This is a genomic window from Candidatus Methanoperedens sp. (genome assembly GCA_027460535.1).
Taxonomy (GTDB): Archaea; Halobacteriota; Methanosarcinia; order Methanosarcinales; family Methanoperedenaceae; genus Methanoperedens.
Genome location: JAPZAR010000010.1, coordinates 100396 through 121106, shown reverse-complemented (window position 1 = coordinate 121106; position 20711 = coordinate 100396). Strand labels below are relative to the sequence as shown.

Below are 20711 nucleotides of genomic sequence, written 5' to 3'. Positions count from 1 at the left end.
TTGCATATCAAAGAGATAGAACTTCAAAACTTCAAATCCTTCGGTAAAAAAGTAAAAATCCCTTTTTTTGATGATTTCACCACTATTTCAGGACCAAACGGAAGCGGCAAATCCAATATTATCGACGGTATCCTTTTCGCCCTCGGTCTTTCAAATTCAAGGGTGATGAGGGCCGAGAAACTCACAGACCTTATATACAATGCCGATAAGGGGAGAAAAGATTATGCCCAGGTCACGATCCGTTTTGATAATACCGACCGCGAGATGCCGGTGGATTCTGATGAGATCGTAATTACGCGCAAAGTGAGGCAGACCGAAACTGGATATTACAGTTACTATTATTTTAATGATACGCCAGTCAGCCTGACGGATATTCATAACCATCTCTCCCGGGCCAAAATAACGCCTGAAGGTTACAACGTTGTGATGCAGGGGGATGTCACACGGATCATAGAGATGACCGCCACAGAGAGACGGAAGATAATCGATGAGATAGCAGGTGTGGCAGAATTTGATGAGAAAAAAGACCAGGCCATGAACGAGCTTGAGATCGTCAGGGAGCGCATAGAACGCGTGGATATCATACTGGCAGAAGTGTATGACCAGCTGGCCAGGCTCCAGCAGGAACGCGACCAGGCTTTGAAATACCAATCTCTCAGGGACGAGAAACGAAAATATGAGGGATACGTTCTGCTGGCGAAGCTCAAAGATGCAAGGAACGAACAGGAGAAAATCACGGGAGAGATGCGTGATAAGGAGACGAGGAGAGAGGAACTTGTAAAACTGGTGGAAGAGCGCAGGAACGAGCTCAGTGGGATCGAAGAAAAACTCGCTAACCTGAATTCCGCTATAATGCAGAAAGGTGAAGGCGAACAGATCGCCCTCAGGAAAGACATCGAATCCATCAAGGGTGAGATATCCCGCTGCTTCGGCACCATAGAACTTGCGGAAAACGAAATAAATGATATCGAATCCCAGCGAAGAAAATCCTTCCTGGAAGTAGATTCAACCCAGGGAAGGGTAGCAGAACATGACACCAAATTGAATGAAGAAAACCTAAGAATTGAAACGCTCTCAAATGAGCTTAACGACAAAAATACACAGCTTCTGGTGGTAAAGAGCAGGATTGCAGAAGTCGATGCTCAATTTGTCGAAACCCGGGATAAGCTTGCTGAGCGAAAAGCAGAACTCGAATCCCTCAAAACCGGCAAGAATGAACTCATGCGCGAGGAGGACAGGCTGCTTGATGCGATACGGCGGAAGTCATCAGAAGCACGGGATATGGAACTTGAGATAGAAGATTCCCTGTCCAGGATACAATCCGCTGATTTTGATGCCGGTAATGTAAAAACGCAAGTAGAAGAGATAAATGCGAAAAAGCGGGAAATTGCGAAGGACATATTTGATCTTGAGAAAAACAGGGTGCAGATCAAAAGCGTGATAAGCGACCTGGAGAGCCAGCTCCGGACGTTCCAGCAGGAGTATGCCAAATCAGAAGCGCGTATCAAGATGGCAAAAGATATGAGCTACAGCGAGCCGGTCGATTCGATACTTCGCGCAAAGAAAAACAAGGAGCTCCCGGGAATCTACGGTACGATAGCAGAACTTGGGAAAGTTGATAAAGAATATGCCACAGCCCTTGAGATCGCGGCGGGATCAAGGATGCAGGCAGTAGTGGTGGATAATGATGAGGACGCTGCCAGGGCTATTACATATTTGAAAGAAAGACGTCTTGGCAGAGTGACGTTCTTGCCTCTCAATAAAATGGAGGCAATTCAGCCCCTTTCAAAAAAGGAAAAGGAAGGTGTCATTGATTACGCCATCAACCTTGTTGATTTTGATAAGAAGCTTGACCCTGCATTCTGGTACGTTTTCCGCGATACTTTAGTAACAGACCATCTGACAACCGCAAGGAAGATGATGGGTGGGAAACGGCTGGTCACGCTTGACGGCGAACTGATAGAGAAAGCCGGTGCAATGACGGGAGGTACTATCAGGTCTAAGCTCACTTTTGCAAGCGGGGAGGAGGAAAACCTGAAGAAGATAGCTGAGCAGATAGCGGAATACGAGGGGAGGCGTAAGTCCGCCGTATCCAAATTCGAAAAACTCGAAGGGCATCTTGAGGAGATCAAGACCGAATTGAGGAACTACGATAATGAAATAACGAAGCTTGAACTGCAGATGGTAGAGATCAAGAGCAGAGGAACGAGGCTTGCAGAAATAATGGAAACCAGAAGAAAACAGATCAAGGAAATCGAGGATTCCCGCATCGAGATAAAGAAGCAGATGGATGGCATCGAGGAACAAAAGCGCGAAAAGGATGCAGTGATCAATACAATATTAGAGGAAATCAGCAAGATCGAAGCGCTCCTGAAAGGCTCGGAAGTCCCGGAGCTGGGTGCCAAGGCATCCCGGATAGAGGAAGAGATCGACCGATTTGAATCAAGGCTGCGGGATATCGAAGCAGGGTTAAATGCCATAACACTTGACAGGAAATATGCCCTGGAGAAAATAAATGAGACAAAGGAGCGGCTTTCTCTTCTCGACGCTAAGAAGGGTGTTATCAGGGATAAGATAAATGCCCAGCGAGAGCTGGCCAGAACACTGGAATCCGACCTGAACTTGAAGAAGATCAGGGAAAAAGAGCTCGGAGGCGAACTCCTTGAACTTCAAAATAATCGGGAACAGGTTCAAAAAGAATATTCATCGCTTAAAGAAAGGCTTGAGGATGTCCAGAGGCTGTTGAACGAACTGGAAAGGAACATTCTTGCCCTGACCTCAACAAAAGATGCGCTCACCGAGCAGATCATCGGCCTTGATAATGAGATCGCGGAGCGAGGCTTGAACCGGGATGAAGAGATACCGTCATCTGAATCCATCGCTTCCAGGATCTCGGCGCTCACGCGGGCGATGGAGAAGCTTGAACCTGTTAACATGAGGGCGATCGATGAGTACAATGAGGTTGACAACAGGCAGAAGGACCTAAAATCACGGCGCGATATCCTGTTCCATGAGAGAGAAGAGATACTGGTGCGCATCAAGAAATGCGAAGAGATGAAAAAGGAGGCGTTCATGAACAGCTTCAAGGGAGTGAATGAACAATTCAAACAGGTCTTTGCGGAGCTGTCCGATGGAAGCGGTGAACTTTTCCTTGAAAAGCCCGACGAGCCATTTTCAGGCGGGATGACGATAAAGGCCCGACCATCGGAAAAAACCCTGCAGCGCCTTGAGGCAATGTCAGGGGGAGAGAAAAGCCTGACCGCTTTGTCGCTTCTTTTTGCAATCCAGCAATATAGACCCGCTCCTTTCTATGCATTTGACGAGATAGATATGTTCCTTGATGGCGTGAATGCGGAAAGGGTGGCCAGGCGAATCCAGAAATCCGCGGCGAAAGCCCAGTTCATTGTGGTTTCGCTCAGAAAGCCGATGATAGAGGCTGCCAGGAGGACAGTAGGCGTGGCAATGCAGGAGAACAATATTTCGAGTATTACGGGGATCAAGTTGAATTGAATTCAAGGTCTGAGAAAACCTGTGGAAAATACCCTCACCAAAACTTATAACATATCTTGATTACCTGTAGATACCAATGGATAATGTTGACAAGAATAAGGATATTAAGCCTGAGGTAATGCGGGTTATCCTTAATATCTCAAAGGCCCTCGCCAAGGAAAAACAGGGCGCTCTTTTTGTCATTGCGGACAGGGAAAAGATCCAGGGTAATTACAGGCCGCATTATCCCCAGTTACAGTTTGCCGATAATCTCCTCACCAGAGGAATGGATTCTGTTGTGGAAAAGCTGGCTACTCTTGACGGAGCCGTGATCTTTACACCTCATGGGGAATTGGTAGCATATGGTTCAAGGATATTGAGATCAGAAACACTTCTCGGTTTTGGAACAAAACATGCTGCTGCAAAAGGTATAACTTTATTCGATGATTCAATCACGGCGGTACTGGTTTCAGAGGAAAGCGGCTGGATAAAGGTATTCCAGAAAGGGGACATCGTGCTAGAAACGGACTCGGTGGATATCGAACCCTCAACACTTGACAAGGTTTCCCGTTTCCTTACGAACCATGACATGGCTTTGCTTGCAGGCGCGGGAATAACTGTTGCTGCAGGTATAGTTTCTGCCCCGGCGGTATTGATAGTGGGCGGGGCATACATGGTTGTGAAGACAGCCGGCTCCATGATATCTTCCGCCTTGAAGAAAGAAAAACCCAAGTGATATGATCCATTTCACAAAACTTCATGGCAACGGGAACGATTTCATTCTGATAGACGAATACGATGGAGAGATCGTTTCTGAAAAGGCAGTTTTTGCACAGATATACTGCAATCGCAGATTCGGGATAGGGGGAGATGGTGTCCTGTATCTTGGAAGCTCGGATAAAGCCGACCTCAGGATGCGAATATTCAATTCAGATGGGACAGAGGCCGAGATGTGCGGAAATGGCATACGATGTCTTGTGAAATATGCGCTGGATGAAGGGTATATCAAAGAGAGGGCAACAGTTGAAACCGTTTGTGGGGTGCTTTCCATAAGTTCGCGGACTGAGGATAGAACATGGATCACCGTGGACATGGGCAAACCCCAGTTCGCCAGGGAAAAGATCCCGGCAAAAGGGAAAGGCGAGTTCCTTTTGTCCAAGATGCACGGGTTCGATGTCTCGGCTGTCAATACAGGTGTCCCGCATGCGGTAATTTTCGTGGATTCGCTTGACGACCAGCTGATCTCAAAAGCGCCGGAGATACGCTACGACCCCATTTTCCCGAAGGGGACGAATGTGAATTTCGTGCATGTGGATTCGCGCGATGAGATCACCATTCGCACTTATGAGCGCGGAGTGGAGGCTGAAACTTTCAGCTGCGGAACGGGTTCGGTAGCCAGTGCGGCAATGGCCCACAGGCTTGGCAAGACAGATGATAAGGTCAAGGTGAATACAAAGGGGGGGGAATTGAGAATCAGCCTGACGAATGAAGCAGCATTAATGGAGGGGAGCGCAGAGAGGGTATTTGAGGGTACAATAAATTTAAATCAGAATATCACTTATTAAAGGTGATGTTGCGTCATATCATCTCAATGAGGGATTTTTCAAGAGATGAGATCGATTTCATTCTGAACAGGGCAAAGGAATTCGAGCCATTTGCAAAAGGTAAAAAATCCGATCTGCTATCAGGAAAGATTCTTGCCACGCTTTTCTATGAACCGAGCACACGCACAAGATTATCCTTTGATACTGCAATGAAGAGGCTCGGCGGGGAGGTCATTGACATGGGGTCGATAGAGTCAAGTTCGGTGGCCAAGGGAGAAAATCTCGCTGATACCATAAGGGTGATAGGGAATTATGCAGACGCTATCATATTGCGCCATCCCAGGGAAGGCGCGGCCCGGATGGCTTCCGAGTATTCAAAAGTGCCGATAATCAATGCGGGAGACGGGGCAGGGCATCATCCCACCCAGACTCTGCTTGACCTTTACACTATCATGCGCGAGAGCAATCTTCAGGGGCTCAAGATAGCGCTCGTGGGAGACCTGAAATACGGAAGAACGGTCCATTCACTCGCTTATGCTCTTTCCCTGTATCACGCCGACATGACACTTATCTCGCCTAAACAGCTCCAGATGCCCGATGTTATCAAAAAGGACCTGAAAAAGCAGGGTGCAGTAGTCAGTGAGACTACGAACATCGAGGATGTGATCGGGGATGTGGATGTGCTGTATGTAACCAGGATACAGAAAGAACGCTTCCCAGACTCGGCTGAGTATCAGAAAGTGGCGGGAATATACAGGGTAACAGAAGAGCTTCTGAAGAAAGCCCGTGATGATCTTATAGTAATGCATCCACTGCCCCGTATAGATGAGATCGACCCGGAAGTGGACAGGACAAAATATGCGCGGTATTTTGAGCAGTCCTTTTACGGTGTGCCTGTTCGTATGGCGCTCCTGGCAATGGCGCTTGAGGCAGCATGACTGACCTTGAGGAAACCGGAGATTTGAATTCTTTTTCCGGGTCATCAAAAAAAGAGATGCGTGTACGTAGGATAAAGCACGGAACGGTGATTGATCATATCACGGCGGGTCAGGCGCTCAATGTGCTGCGAATACTCGGGATATCTGGCACTACTACTGCGGTCGTAAGCGCTGCCATGAATGTGCCCAGCGGGTTTCTGGGATTCAAGGATATCGTCAAAGTAGAGGACAGGGAGCTTGAAGAGGAGGAAGTGGACAGGATATCGCTGATAGCGCCGAATGCCACAATCAATATCATCCGCGATTTCGAGGTTATCGAGAAATACAGGGTCGATCTCCCGGAGCGTATCGAGGGTATTGTGAAATGTTCAAATCCTAACTGTATTTCCAATACGAATGAACCGGTTGTTTCAAAGTTTGCCGTGAATAAGAAGCCTGTGGAACTGAGATGCATATACTGCGACCACGTGATCTCTGAGGGGATCGCGGAGCATTTGATTTGATCCCCTATTCAAGCATATTTTTTGGCTACAAGGTAGATAAGGTTCTCTTGCCATTCCCTTTTCATAAACATTAATGGCGTTGAGAAAATGTCTTTTTGTTATGATCTTTTTCTCAAGTAAATTCTAAATAATATAATACTGAAGCTTATATTTTCATTTTTGGAATGCCTTTTTACAAATCTTATACCATCTGAAATCAGCAAATCCGCGTCTGTCAGCAGCTCCGGTGCCTCATCTTCACCTTTGCCGAAATTATGACCGGCTGATTTAATCTCCACTCCTTCGAGAACTTCTATGGCCGCATTTCCAAGCTCATCATCCTCTTGATGCTAACATTTTTATAAGCTGAGATATGAAGCTCACAGGATAACCAAATTTTAACAAGCCATCCCATTTTAAGAGTAACAAATTTATAAAAAATAAAAGAGGGATTGCTCCCTCTCAAACCTGATGTGCTGGTGATTTAATTTATCTTGATCTTATCCGTCCCGTCGCCAGGCAGATAGCTGAAGCCGAACATACCGCTGCTGGGATCAATGCCAATATTATCGGCTTTGTAGTCATTGTTCCCGCCTCCGGCGGCCCCAACTATGGTCAGTGTATTGACGCTGGTCTTCTTGCCCTTGAAGTCCAGTTTGTCATTTCCTGCGGCATCGTTGTATGTTACTAAGTCAGGCCCTACTGCATCGCCCTCTACCATATATTCGTTGTCCCCATCCACATCATTTATGATGACGACGGCTGGATCCAATTTAATACGAAGGTCCGTTGTATCGGCCGGCAAGAGGATAGCAGCATCAAACGGATCAGATGGGGCGAGATTATCTACTTTGACCATGCAGCCGGCTGCATCTGCAGAAATGCCGGCAGTAAGATCAATTGTTACTGTTGGCCCCTCAGGTGGGCATGTTACTTTCACCTCCATTGGTTTTGGCGGTTTTGCCTCTGCTGCGGCCATAAATGCCGAAGCCACCACTATTCCTGCCAGCATTATTACTGCCAGCTTTTTATCTATTTTCATATCATTTACCTCCTATGGTTTATCTTTTTACAAGGCTCGCCTGTGGCTTGCCCTGTGCCATTGCGCATCACATTCTGCGCCTGATGCATTTACCACACCACCCCTGCGGGCAAACCCCCATGCATCTCGGATTTTTCAAAGCGTGGTTTTAATTTAAAGAGATCGGGGAGAATGTCACTTCATTCTTAACAATCCCCTTAACCACTCACTTTTGTGGGGATACCACCATTGGCGTTGTGTAACCCACACACGCTATTCTATGAATTGCGCTCACAACACATAAATCTTTCTAAATCATAACGTATATTATCATGCGCATGTTTTTGATAAGCTTTTATAATTTTATACTTAAACTTCCAAAATTTTAACTTGTTTTTTCTCATTTTAAGAAATAACAAGTTTATAAAAAATCAAAAGAGGGATTTGCTCCCTCTCAAACTTTACTGAGTTTTTGTTGGGGCCTTTCATCACTTCCCATGCTGGTTCCCATGCTGGTTCCCATGCTGGTCCCCTTGCTGGTCCCCTTGCTGGTCCCCTTGATCATCCTCATGCTCGGAGGGTTTACATAATCCAGCGCCAGGGAAAGGACCAAAAGTGCCTGTTGAGTTGAGTATCCAGGCATCTCTTCCGGGTGGCATGGGTGGCGTTTCTTTATTTTGCTCATCTACGAGGCAGATGGTCAAATTACCCGGCGGAGCTGTGAAATTAAATGATTTTGGAGAGAATGGTTCCAAATCTAGTTTCAACAGTTTAACGTGGGAAGTTGTATTCCAGACCGTGATTTTCGCCGTACCGTTCGGGTCAAAAACGTTGACATCTCCTCCAGTGGCGAAGGTCCAAGTTACAGGGGTGAGCACCGAGTTCAGTGCCATTGCCTCTACAAGCGCCATACCCAAGATAAGGAGCATTGCTACAACTCCTAACTTCAATAGCGCTTTGTTCTCTATTTTTTTCATTTCTTATACCTCCTATGGTTTATGTATCTTGGCAAGGCTTTCTTCGCCTGTGCCATTGCGCATCACATTCTGCGCCTGATGCATTCACCACACCACCCCTGCGGGCAAATCCCCATGCATCTCGGATTTCTTAAAGCATGGTTTTAATTAAAGAGATCGGGGAGAATGTCACTCCATTCTTAACAATCCCCTTAACCACTCACTTTTGTGGGGATACCACCATTAGCGTTGTGTAACCCACACACGCTATTCTATGAATTGCGCTCACAACCCATAAATCTTTCTAAATCATTACATATATTATCATGCGCATGTTTTTGATAAGCTTTTATAATTTTATACTTAAACTTAAAGAAATAGAGAATATCACAGGATTCTTGGAAGATTGTATCACCTCAGGACTATTATCGAGCGGAAGAATTCAAATGAGGTGGTTGGATATCTGAAATGCCAAATCGTAGAACAGATTGGGCAAGATGTTTCGTTTCTATCTCTAATATTTCTTCTTTCATTCCTATGTTTAAGGTTTGTTATACATCTGCAGTTAATATCGGTAATTTATTTCATGAAGTCAAAAATGATAATGTCATGTGCAAACTTTAATTTAACAAAAGTCTTATAGCACCTCATGGATGAGAACACCGTCAACAGGACAAAGGCTGCCCTCAATGCCCTCATAGACATAGAGCAGCTGTGGATCGAGAACACCCCCAACTACAATCTCTCGACACAGGAACTGGTGGTTCTCAAAAAGAGACTTGAGCGGGCAATGGAGAACATCTCCAAGATATACGAGGAGAACAAAGCTAAAATGCAGGCGGCTGAGGATGAGATCAAGAAGATGCACGAGGGTAAGAAGAGGAAGTAAGGGTATATTTCGTCCGTGGAAACGCTTCACATCAAATTTGATGACTTTGTCGTCACAGGATTTAGCTGTTTATCTTCATAATTGTGAGAATAAAACGGCTATTAGGCTAAAAGCACTATATTCAGGCCTCGTACACCGTACGGGGTATATTGTGCTGCAATCATGCTCCATTCTCATGCTCTCGAAAGACTATGAATTCTCGTAACAACCTCTTAAAATCCTAAGTTTCTTGACCGTGAGAAAGAAGGCGCAGTAATTATCGATCTTCAGCCCTAAGGAGTACGAGCAGAACAACATTTCAAAGAAGGTTTAGAGGATGCTTGGCAAGGAAACCGAATGAAGCACCTCAAAAATATGCATGCGGTTGTCTCTTGTTATCTTTCAAAGTAACATCATTATAATGATAATTATTATATAGTGAAGAGTTATATATGAACATTATAACCTGATCAAAACATCGGATTTTGCAAGAAGGCTAAAATATGATAGATATCAAAAATAAGATAATTACAGTAATTCTTATTGTTATCGTAACGATGAGCATGTCGGCATCCGCTGGTTCTGGCGATGGAAGTGGTTCTGGTCAAACACCAACAATAACCATGAACATCAATCCAGTAAAATCACCAACTAATATTTCCACTCAAATGATAAGTGGATCAGGAATGGCAAGTGGTTGTAAGAGTGGAACTGGTATAAGTGGTCTTGAAGTAACTGTTAATGGATTAGCAGCAAATATTGATGCAAGTACAAATACATTTTCAAGAAGCATTTCATTATCGGAAGGCAAAAATACCGTAACAGTTACTGCAAAAATAGGGATCTGTTCTATTACAAAAACCACAAGTATAATACTAGATACTACACCGCCAATACGTCCAACACCTCCACCAACAACAGGCTCCATAACCGTATCAACCAACCTCGCAGGCGCAACCTTCACGCTCACAGGCGCCTCGTCTTATTCTGGAAGCATGGGCTCATGGAGTACAGATGCGCCCTCATGGAATACAGCTAATGCGCCTGCCGGTACTTATACGATAACGTATGGAACCGTAATGGGCTACGATGTGCCGCCGTCTGAGACCAGGACGCTTTCAGCAGGAGGAAGCATAGGATTTAATGGTACATACGTAACGCCAGTTATAGCAGACACGACGAAAGGCTTTGAAGACGATTTTAACAACAAGTTGTTAGATTCTTCTATGCAGGTGGTAGAAAAAGTTCCTGGGCTTGGAAGATATTCCTTAACCGATAACCCGGGGTACTTGAGGTATTACCTTGAAGGTTCGCAGGGATCTATGGGCGGTTGGAGAAATAACTATCTAACATCCGGGGCGTGGAGACCGAGCCTAACACTTATTCGTCCCTTCGATGGGGAAAATTGGACCTTAAGAACAAAGGTAGATTATAACCTGCACGCTCATAACGGAGGCAGTTCTACCGGTGCCCAGGGGCAGAGCTTCTGGATTGCTTTTGGAGAAGGTACAAATGATTACCTCTCTATCTATCGCGGTGTGGATTGGTGGTATAAAAGTAACGTCCTTACCATGGAACTTGTTAGTAATGGCGTGAGTGTAGCAAAATTCAGCGGTGCACCTTCTTCAATCGGAACCGATGGCTGGGTTAGAGAAAGTTACTGGTATGAAATTACAAGGAATGGTGAGAAGATAACTGTGCGGGTCAGCAATGATGGTATCAACTATACTACTGCTTTTTCGGCCTTACTTACTAAGCCAGTAACGGCAACACAAAGGGCAATTATAGACATGAACCTTTGGAATGGCGCCGGTTCCTATGTGGATTGGGATTATATTCACGTTGTTGTTTTAGATGGGGATTCCAAACCAACAATAACACCAACAATAACTGCAACAATAACACCAACAATATCACCAACAGCAACACCTACAATAACATGCAAAGAGCCCGGGGAAAAATTCGAAACTGCAATAACCACATTCAGGGAAGCCGAGGACAAACTTAAAGTCGCCCAAGCAGAATTCGAACCAAAGAAGGAGCAGTTCAAGGCTGAATTGGAAGCCTTTGAATCCATAAAGCAATCGCTCACCAAGGAAGAAAAAAATGCTAAAAAAGATGAGCTTAAGAGAAGAGGAGATGAATTAAAGCTTCAAGGGGATAAATTACAATTAGTAGTGAAAGAATTCTTTGAGAGAAGAATAGACCTTTTTATTGCGGATATCGACCTTCTTAAATGTGATGCAAAATTCACCGGGAACGGTGAAGCCCTTCCATTTGACGCTTCCGCCACCCTGGACAAACATTTAATGGAACTGGAACAGATCAGGACAAGAGTTCAGCAGGCTTCAGATAAACAGGCTATAGAGGATATTAATCGCGATCTTAAGGATATAAAAGAAAAATTCGAGCTTGAAAAACGCTACTACAAAGGGATAGGGGTCAACAACAATATGAATACATTCTTTGCAAGAACTGATGACGCCTCTGTCAGAATGGAGATATTAATGAAGAAGCTGAATGAGAATGGAAAGGATACGTCTAAACTTGCCGGCATTGCATCGGATTTCAATAATCTTATGAACCAGGCAAAAGAGACCCATAATAAGACCATTGACCTCTTCAGGGATCATTCCGGGTTTGACTCAGCTGGAATGGTAATAGATATCAGGAACGCGCAGGATTTCATCAGGCAGGTAAGAGAGCAACAACAAGACACCCAGAGACTCAAAGATGCAATAGCCGAACTGAGGGAGTTCTTCGGGGAAACAAACCGGCTTATTCAAGGCGCACAGGCGGGGGTGTAACAACATGAAGGCTATTTATTTATTCATATTGCTTCTGATCGTCGCTTTGGTTTCAGGATGTGTTGATAAAAAAGAACAAAATTTATCGACCAAAGCTCCGGGAGAGATACTCCCTGCAAGTTATGTATCGGAAGTCGAGGGCAACTTGACACAGATGGAATCGATGCTCAATGAAAATGAAGAAAATTTTTCCACAGAGGTAAGCGCTTCAGCGTTTGACTGATCGTTACTTTTTATTTTACTGCAGAGGATACATATTTTCTCATGCTCTCATGGAGCGGTAGATTACAATAAGACCGCTAAACGCGGAATGCCGCCAGGAAAGCCACTCATTTCAAGTGCCATCGAGCATCCATGCCGATGCATCGCGATTCACGGCAGAGTCCAAGACTGAAAATATAGTTTTTTATGCTCGAATCAATAAAAAGTAAAAATTCAAGTTCTCGACCTAAATCCAGAAGGATTTGATCATAGTTTCTCAGGCAACTAATTGATATATTCGTATCGATATGTCTGGAATACATGCAGGCAATTGAAGTATCTCATCTCATCAAAAAATTCGGCCCTCTCACCGCGCTCAATGATATAACTTTCTCTGTTGGCGAGGGAGAGACTTTTGGGTTTTTGGGTCCCAATGGTGCAGGCAAGACCACTACCATCCGTATTCTGACCGGGATCTCAAGCCCGACCTCCGGGACGGCATCCATTTTTGGCCATGATATTGAGCACGACACGATTGCTGCACGGCAGTCCATGGGCATTGTATCCGAGAATTCCAACGTGTACGATGACCTGACTGCATGGCAGAACATGATATTTTCCGCTGAACTCTACCATGTTGCACGAAAAGAGCGGGAAAAAAAGACGACCGAGTTACTCAAGATATTCGGGTTACACGAACGGCGCAATGATAAAGTGCACGGGTTTTCCAAGGGGATGAAGCGACGGCTGACGCTCGCAATGGGGCTCGTCAACAGCCCGCGCCTGCTGTTCCTGGATGAACCCACTTCAGGGCTCGATGTACAGAGCAACCTCATTATCCGGGACGTGGTCACGGATCTGGTCCGCGACGGGGTCACGGTTTTTTTAACGACCCACAATATTGAGGAGGCAAATGTTATGTGTGACCGGGTCGCGATCATCAATAAAGGAAATATCGCAGCTATCGACGCCCCGGAATCTTTGAAAAAGACGATCCAGAGTGTGCAGTCGATCGAGTTATCGTTTAACCACAGTTCTGCTGATCAGCTGGACGAGCTGCGACGCTTACCCATGGTAAATGACGCAAAGAAGGCAGGTGACAAGTTTAAGCTCTATACTCATGATCCATCTGAAGTTATCGATGCGGTTATGGCTTATTCCCGCACCCATAACCTCAAAGTGATCAGTATCACGACTCTTGGCCCGAGCCTCGAGGATGTGTTCATCCGGTTGACCGGCCTGCAGAGGACAGGGGGTGCAGTCCATGCTATCGACTGATCATGAGGGCTTTGCAAAACGTCTTTCCCGAGAGTTGTCCGCTGCATGGGCGATCGCCAGAAAAGATATGCGGATATACTACCTCAAACCCAACATCATCGTTTCCGGCATCCTCTTCCCGCTCTTCATGTTCCTGGCCTTTGCCATCGGGAAGAACGCCCCGCCTGGTACCCTGATCCCGGGGCTGATCTCGATCACCTTACTATTCTCGGCCTCGTCAATAGAGCCGGTCTCGATACCCATTGAACGGCGGGTAAAAACCTTTGACCGCCTGCTCTCGGCACCGATCTCGCTGTATTCGCTGGTGTCCGGTGAGAGCCTGAGCGGATTTCTCTACAGTCTCGGCATCGCGTGTCTCCCGCTTGCCATCGGTATCATCATGTTCAGTACGCCTATTGTACATGCACCGTTTCTTGTAATTGCCATGATACTAACGGCGTTCTGTTTCGCGACGATTGGGACACTGTTTGCGGCATACCCCACCGAGAACGTGGGAGAGGTTATGTCAATGCTCAACACGGTCAGGCTACCGCTTATCTTTATCTCAGGCGTCTTTATCCCGATATCAGCCATGCCGCAGATCGGTCAGGAGATCGCACTGATATCCCCCCTTACCTATGGAAATGACATGATCGAGTACGCGTATACCGGTAAGTCGCTTTTTTCACCACTGCTGGATATCGTGGTGCTGGTGATCTTCATCCTGATCTTCCAGATCGCTGCAAATCGCCTTTACAAGAAGTTCAACGAGTGAGCGATCCTCTTCCTTGTTTACCCGCCAATATATTATACAAAAATATTCAATGCTGCTAATTGACAATCTTCCTGGGCAATAATTAAAGTAACTACCTGTGGCCCTGGAATTCGTTCCAGAGTTCGTGATTTTTGAATTCACTCATCTCATAATGATTTTAACAGCTCAAGCACCGAGTATCCTGCACGGGTTATGCCCATGCTTCGCATATCGGTATCTGTTCCCACAACATACAGGCCATCAACCGGGGTTTTGATCGAAGGGAAATAATTGAGAGAAACAGCTGCTTTCTCAGGGGCCATTACCTGCGTATGTATCATCTCAATATTCTTCTCTACTGCAGGCACAAGAGAGAATATTGTGTTGAGAAGTTTTTCCTCCGAATCATGGCATTTTTTCGGGTCTATTATCGTACTCACTCCCACAAGACCTTTATTGCGCGGCGCAAGCTCTGGCACAGGCATGAGCCAGTAGAACAGTTCTTTATCAGTATCACAGACGTCGCAAAACACTTCCGAACCGTTATAATTGAACTCCGGCATAGGTTCCTTGAGACCGAGCCAGATCGTCATTGCCGTTGCCTGCTCCAGTTGTTTTACCTGCTGGCTCCATTCCACTGGCATCTCGATGATACCAGGTAGCTTTTTTACCTCTCCGGAATAGACAACTTTGTTGGAAACATAATCTCCTTCCGATGTCGAAACGCAAAAACCGCCTTCGTCCTTTTCAATCTTTCGAACTTCTTCTCCTGTATGACACTCCACGTTCTTCGGAAACGATGTGATTACGCCATCTGTTATCGATTGTATGCCGCCGAGAGGATAGCCCTGCGAGCGGTATCCGGAATTATTGAAAAGCTTCATCATTTCAGCGATCCGTCTGATTATTCCTCTCCTACCGCAAGAGCCAAATCCGCACCCTTCCAGAAGCCGGGATACCGACGTCTTTTCCATCGAAAGGCCGCTCAACAGATAAGAAAGCGCGTCCACGAACTGCATTGTTTTCCTGCTGAGCCGATGCCTTGATATGACATCGTACACAGCCCTTTGTTTTTCCCCAAAAACGGCACGCGATATCACCGTATTCAGGAGATCTCCTGCAAGGATCAGCTTGTCTTTTGCCGGAAGTGCATCCATTTTCAAGAAGCCCGGGAGCGTTGATGGAAATCTTTCCAGTCCGTTTTTTTTGCGAAGGTAGTAGTCCTTATGCTTTCTGAATGTGGGAAATTTTCCGGGATCGAAATAGTGCTTCAATTGATTCAGCGGACCATAAATGAGATCCGTTATTGCATGGATGCCAGTATCAACACGCCAGCCAGGACAATCTTCAGGTTCGTATGTCCTGCAGTTTCCGCCAAGAGCGTCTGCTTTTTCGAGAAGAAGGATGCTGTTTCCTTTCTTTCCCAGAGTCAGCGCAGACAAAAGGCCGGAAATTCCTCCTCCTACAACAATCACATCATAATCAGGCATATGGCACCCCCACAGTGCTGCATTATAGTGGCAATTCAATCTTGATTTTTGATGCCTTATTTTTGAATTTAAGGTAATAATAACATTTGTTCTTAAGGTATAAATAGGTTGGTCGGTCTACTGCTTATTATATTAATGATGAAATAGTTAATAATGTTTTGAAAAAATGCATCCTTGATCCCTTCGGATTTCAGATGTTCCCTCCCATGCACATTTTCTCATGCTTTTATCGTTCCGTTGAACCAAACAATTTTTCTTCAATCCCGGACATCATTATCTCCTCTATCTTATGCCTAGCCTTCCCCCGCTCCAGAATAAGCCGCCATAAGTACGGGTTCATGAGGTTCTTTATTATCGCATTTCTGCCATCGCGGGTGTTAATGAACCACTTGATTTTTCCAAGATCGGAGTAAAAACCTGCCCTGAAGAACGCGTAATATGCTTTCTCCACCCATTTTGCCATTTCCACCTTCGTCAGGTTATCATAATAATCCGATACGAGGTGGTCTCTCATCCAATCATTGCTTCCTACTTTCCCGTTGCGTTCTGCCTCAATATACAGCGGGTCCCAGGGCGCCAACCCCAGCGCATTGATCTCGATGGCATTGAGGTCAAGTTCGGATATATGTGCAAGTGTTTCATCCAGTTTCCCGGCATTTTCTACCGGCGCTCCGATAATGAAAGCCCCGATCACGGTAAGACCGGCTGCTTTTGCATTAGCCACGGCTGTTTTTGCCTGATCCGGGGTGGTGTGCTTCTGATAAAAATCAAGTATTTCTTGCGATCCGCTCTCGATACCGAACAATATGGATGAAAAACCCGCTTCTTTCATGCTCCTGAACATTTGAGGGTCTGCCGAATCCACCCTCCCTTCGCAGTAAAGCACAATATCGATATCTCTTCTCTTGATCTCCTCACACATCTCCTTGACCCGATCCCTATCTGCTGTAAAGACGTCATCCAGTATTACGCATGACCTGTAACCCTGGGATTCCAGCAGTTCAAGCTCATCTACCACGTTTCCTATGGATCTGGTTCTCAGTTGCCTGTCAGAGAACTTCCAGTTAGTACAGAATTTACACGCAAATGGACATCCCCTCCCTGTAACGATTGAAGTGAATTTACCGAACGTAAGATCTAAACCATTCCAGGTATATCCATAGCTCACACCCTCTACAAGATCCCGCGCCGGGAATGGGATTTCATCTATATTCATTATCACTTCCGGGTCACTATCAATAACCCTGCCGTTCCTTACAGCCGTTATTCCTTTGATACGCGAAACGTCAGTATCGTTATTCGAATAAGAGACCAGAAGTTCTGAGAAGGAACGCTCCGCCTCGCCTTTAATAACGCAGTCCACAAAAGGGAATGCCTTCACTATTTTTTCAGCCATGAAGGTCGGGTGCATTCCCCCCAGAACGATCTTTGTTTCAGGTAAGGCGTCATGTATTTTTTCCAGGCTTTTCATGGTCACAGGGAACATCCGCGAGGTTACCGAGACTCCAAGCACATCAGGTTTCTTTGCGACCAATTCCTTTACGAATCTCTCACTTTCCATATGCCGTGTAAAAGCATCAAAGACCGAAAGTGTGGCTTTTGCTCTGGTTAAATATCCGTAATGCCTGGCATAGGAGGCCATATACAGGAGACCGATAGGAGGACCGAGTACCTGTGCCGGTGTGGTCAGTCGTCTGTATTCAGGAGGAGTAGCAAGAATTACATGCATTGACGAATCATGGAATCAGAACTATGATAAACTTTTGTTTTTTCAACCATCACATATTTATATCAAGTAAACTTTAGTGAAATCAAGTTTAGTTGATTTAGTGGTGAATATGCATATCTCAGACGGGATCCTGGAGCCGCAGTGGATTGTTTTCTGGTTCATTATCTCTGCGATTTTCATCGCGCTGGGATTGCGCATGATCAACAAACGCATCGCTGCTGACCCTTCGTACCTACCGCGAATCTCACTGATAGGTGCCGTCGTCTTCGTCATCTCGGTATGGCACATTCCCGTACCTGTGACCGGTTCATCATCCCATCCTGTTGGAACACCTCTCGCCTCAATAATCATAGGCCCGTTCGCCACAGTGGTAATAAGTGCCATCGCCCTCTTCTTTCAGGCATTCATAGGTCACGGGGGGCTTACTACCATAGGCGCGAACACTTTTTCAATGGGCGTGGTGGGGGCTTTTGGAGGTTACTTTGTTTATCGAATACTGAAAAATATCTCTCCATTATGGTTCTCAGCAGGAATGGCAGGGCTTGTGGGCAGCATTCTCACCTACGTAACCACAGCCCTTGAGCTTGCCCTCTCCCTGAATCCTGATAACGTGTTCCACTTCTGGAAATTGTACTCCATGGGTTTTATTCCCACGCAACTTCCGCTTTCGATTTCCGAATTCGCTTTCACGGCCTATGTAATAAAATACGTATTTGAGACAAGGGCTGAAGTCCTTTCCGGCGATGGCTCCCGGATTGACAGGTTCACAAAAACCGCTCTGGCTTTAATGATAATAATTGCTTCCGTGATCGCTGCAGGTGCTTATTTCGGCTATTTGAAAGGAGGAAATATGAGCGGGACCGATGGCAGTGTAGAATCACTTGCAGCACCATCAGCGTACGTAACTGGAATCGGAGTGAGGCTCATGTCCCGCCTTGGTGAACCTCTTGGTTTCGTATTCGTTGGAATAACAGGAGGACTGGTCACTGGATATTTCTGGACAGAATTGAGGGGGAAGCCCTGATGCTGGAATGGCTCACCCGTGACCCTTTAAACGGGCTTGCAGTTACGATAGCTTTTTTTATTTCAATGATAGCAGGAAGATACATTCGGAAAAATAAGATATTAGCTCCTGGATCGGGCAGCAGAAAAGATCCCAGAGTCAATATCCTTGTATCGTTTCTCCTGATAATCGCGATCACATTGATGAGACACTGGTACTTTCCAGTCATAATATCAATATCGTGCGTTGCTATTGCCCTGAAACTCGGGATAATTCGGGATTACAGCAAAAAGCTCATTTTTCCAGTCGTAATGGCCCTATTTATTATTGCAGTCCAGGGTTTAAATTACGGGAAGAACGTGATCGATATTGGAATCATTTCATTCTACGCAGAAGGGCTGGAATACGGTTTCATTATTTTTACAAAGGTAATTGCCTCCACTTCGATCCTCATACTTTTGATAAGCAAAACTTCGGAGAATGAACTGCTAGAAAGTATGCGCTGGTTCAGGGTTCCCGGGACCATGATCGAGATATCCGGCTTTATGTTGCGCTATGTCAGGACTTTTTCAGAAGAAGGAAGACTCCTGAAATTAGCGCAGGAATCAAGATGCTCGGGATGCGCAGGCTTTACAAATAGAATGCACAACACAGCATCGATTATCGGAATGCTAATCACGCGCGCATTTTCAAGAGGAGAAGAGGTTTACAGGGCCATGGTCTCGCGTGCATGGAGCCCGATGCTTCAATACCCTTGCGACATCCAGCCGTTAAGCAGAAGAAATACGATTTTTGGAATTCTCTTATCTTCAGGCATAATTTGTCTGGTATTTTTTGACAGGTTCTTATGATCACGGCGGCGATAAAAACCATTGAACTTGAATATGCTTATTCGGATGGGACTGTTGCATTATCGGGAGTGAATTTTGAAGTCAGCCCCGGTGAAAAAGTTGCGGTGCTCGGTCCAAACGGGAGCGGGAAAACCACGCTATTTCATCATTTTAACGGTTTGATCAAACCCACACGCGGGGAAGTAGAGGTATTCGGGGAAAATATCAACAAAAATAACATCGAGAGTATCAGGAAGCGCGTGGGTCTCGTATTCCAGGACCCGGACAGCCAGTTATTTGCACCGACCGTGTTTGACGATATCGCTTTCGGCCCTAAAAATCTCCGTCTAGGGCCTGGCGAGGTAAAAAACAGGGTTTCATGGGTGCTGCACAGGTTTGATATAGAAGACCTCGCGAAGAAGAATCCCGCGAATTTGAGCGCGGGGCAGAAGAAGAGGGTGGCCATTGCCGGGGTGGTTGCAATGGAGCCCGATATTCTTGTGCTCGACGAGCCAACATCGGGACTTGATATGCATGGAGTTATGGATACAATGGAGCTCCTGGATGAATTGAACAACGAAGGGAAAACCATCATTATATCGACACACGATTCTGACCTCGCTGCATCATGGTCTGATCGCGTATATGTACTTAATAGGGGAAAAGTTTTCAGGTCAGGAGCGCCGAGACACATTTTTGCAGATGAAAGACTGGTAGCCGAGGCCGGGCTGAGACATCCTGTCATAGTTCAGACATTCCGGGAATTTCGCGCGCGAGGGATCTCCAGAGGAGAAATGCCTCTCTCAGTTGTCGATTTTATGGAATCCGTGGATACAAAGGTCCTGACCATCAGGTGCGCGATAGCCGGATGCGATGTTCTCGCAGGTGATGAAATCTTCCTCCGTATTAAAGATGGGATGCTTGTCGCGGACAAAGGTTCAAACGGAATAAGGGGAACGGCGATAATCGACGGCAAAGCGGGCGATGATATTGCGGTGAAGGATGTGCATGGCGATTTGACGCAGCTGGCAGGAAGTATTACTGTGATCAGGGTTCCCGGGATTGTGGAAGGAGGAACGAGGGCTGCAGATGCCGATAAGGTGCGTGATATTCTTGACAGCAGGAGGAATCAAAAGATCGGCGCGATGGGGACATCTGCAAAAGTATTGATTAAGAAGATGGAGATGAAGTGCGATTTTGAATTTGACGTGATCCAGTCTGGAATGCTTGCAGCGCTCAGGGGTTTTGATGTGGTTATTTTCGCATCCGGGGGAATGGCGGAAAGAGTTATCGAGAAAGTGAAGGAGAAAGGAATCAACCACTCCTGTTTAATGCTATGAGA

17 protein-coding genes are annotated in these 20711 nt (G+C 45.9%); 13 read left to right on the top strand and 4 right to left on the bottom strand.

Translation table 11 applies throughout. The annotated features are described in order from the left end of the window. The 5 genes from smc (at window position 1) to pyrI (ending at window position 6474) form a co-directional block, all read left to right on the top strand. On the top strand, window positions 1–3510 hold the full coding sequence (gene smc, locus O8C65_03955) for a chromosome segregation protein SMC (protein ID MCZ7356063.1): 3510 nt from the start codon (window positions 1–3) through the stop codon (window positions 3508–3510). A gap of 76 nt (window positions 3511–3586) precedes the next feature. After that, on the top strand, window positions 3587–4225 hold the full coding sequence (locus O8C65_03950) for a DNA integrity scanning protein DisA nucleotide-binding domain protein (GenBank protein MCZ7356062.1): 639 nt from the start codon (window positions 3587–3589) through the stop codon (window positions 4223–4225). A 1-nt stretch (window position 4226) separates the two neighbouring features. Continuing rightward, a complete protein-coding gene (gene dapF, locus O8C65_03945) occupies window positions 4227–5054 on the top strand; it encodes a diaminopimelate epimerase (GenBank protein ID MCZ7356061.1) in 828 nt (275 codons plus the stop codon). A 5-nt stretch (window positions 5055–5059) separates the two neighbouring features. After that, entirely contained in the window at window positions 5060–5971 is a 912-nt protein-coding gene (pyrB, locus tag O8C65_03940; protein ID MCZ7356060.1) for an aspartate carbamoyltransferase, read from the top strand. Next, window positions 5968–6474: an aspartate carbamoyltransferase regulatory subunit gene (gene pyrI / locus O8C65_03935; protein MCZ7356059.1), complete on the top strand. Its 507-nt coding sequence runs from the start codon at window positions 5968–5970 to the stop codon at window positions 6472–6474. The genes pyrB and pyrI overlap by 4 nt, the downstream gene beginning before the upstream one ends. 463 nt (window positions 6475–6937) lie before the next feature. On the opposite strand, the gene O8C65_03930 is transcribed toward pyrI, so the two are convergent. Both O8C65_03930 and O8C65_03925 read right to left on the bottom strand, forming a co-directional pair. Continuing rightward, entirely contained in the window at window positions 6938–7495 is a 558-nt protein-coding gene (locus O8C65_03930; protein ID MCZ7356058.1) for a hypothetical protein, read from the bottom strand. Window positions 7496–7962: 467 nt separating this feature from the next. Further along, entirely contained in the window at window positions 7963–8451 is a 489-nt protein-coding gene (locus O8C65_03925) for a hypothetical protein (GenBank protein ID MCZ7356057.1), read from the bottom strand. 628 nt (window positions 8452–9079) lie between these two features. Here O8C65_03925 and O8C65_03920 point away from each other — a divergent pair. The 5 genes from O8C65_03920 (at window position 9080) to O8C65_03900 (ending at window position 14338) form a co-directional block, all read left to right on the top strand. Further along, window positions 9080–9319: a hypothetical protein gene (locus tag O8C65_03920; protein ID MCZ7356056.1), complete on the top strand. Its 240-nt coding sequence runs from the start codon at window positions 9080–9082 to the stop codon at window positions 9317–9319. Window positions 9320–9801: 482 nt separating this feature from the next. Continuing rightward, complete coding sequence (locus O8C65_03915) at window positions 9802–12105, top strand: hypothetical protein (GenBank protein ID MCZ7356055.1); 2304 nt, start codon at window positions 9802–9804, stop codon at window positions 12103–12105. Window positions 12106–12109: 4 nt separating this feature from the next. Further along, entirely contained in the window at window positions 12110–12328 is a 219-nt protein-coding gene (locus O8C65_03910; protein MCZ7356054.1) for a hypothetical protein, read from the top strand. A 299-nt stretch (window positions 12329–12627) separates the two neighbouring features. Beyond that, window positions 12628–13584, top strand: coding sequence for an ATP-binding cassette domain-containing protein (locus O8C65_03905; GenBank protein ID MCZ7356053.1), 957 nt, complete (start codon window positions 12628–12630; stop codon window positions 13582–13584). Then, entirely contained in the window at window positions 13571–14338 is a 768-nt protein-coding gene (locus O8C65_03900; GenBank protein MCZ7356052.1) for an ABC transporter permease, read from the top strand. Before O8C65_03905 ends, O8C65_03900 begins: the two co-directional genes overlap by 14 nt. A 146-nt stretch (window positions 14339–14484) precedes the next feature. On the opposite strand, the gene O8C65_03895 is transcribed toward O8C65_03900, so the two are convergent. Then, window positions 14485–15807 (bottom strand): NAD(P)/FAD-dependent oxidoreductase, encoded by a 1323-nt coding sequence (locus O8C65_03895; protein MCZ7356051.1) that lies wholly within the window; start codon window positions 15805–15807, stop codon window positions 14485–14487. Between the two features lie 226 nt (window positions 15808–16033). Continuing rightward, complete coding sequence (locus O8C65_03890) at window positions 16034–17536, bottom strand: radical SAM protein (GenBank protein ID MCZ7356050.1); 1503 nt, start codon at window positions 17534–17536, stop codon at window positions 16034–16036. A 109-nt stretch (window positions 17537–17645) separates the two neighbouring features. Between O8C65_03890 and O8C65_03885 the strand changes: the two genes are divergently transcribed. The 3 genes from O8C65_03885 to O8C65_03875 are packed head-to-tail and all read left to right on the top strand — an operon-like array spanning window position 17646 to window position 20709. Continuing rightward, window positions 17646–18560 carry an energy-coupling factor ABC transporter permease gene (locus O8C65_03885; GenBank protein ID MCZ7356049.1) on the top strand — a complete coding sequence of 305 codons (915 nt, stop codon included), beginning with the start codon at window positions 17646–17648 and terminating at the stop codon, window positions 18558–18560. After that, complete coding sequence (cbiQ, locus tag O8C65_03880; GenBank protein ID MCZ7356048.1) at window positions 18560–19390, top strand: cobalt ECF transporter T component CbiQ; 831 nt, start codon at window positions 18560–18562, stop codon at window positions 19388–19390. Before O8C65_03885 ends, cbiQ begins: the two co-directional genes overlap by 1 nt. Next, the gene (locus tag O8C65_03875) at window positions 19387–20709 is read left to right on the top strand and encodes an ATP-binding cassette domain-containing protein (GenBank protein MCZ7356047.1); all 1323 of its coding nucleotides are present in this window, start codon (window positions 19387–19389) and stop codon (window positions 20707–20709) included. The genes cbiQ and O8C65_03875 overlap by 4 nt, the downstream gene beginning before the upstream one ends. Window positions 20710–20711: the final 2 nt, after the last annotated feature.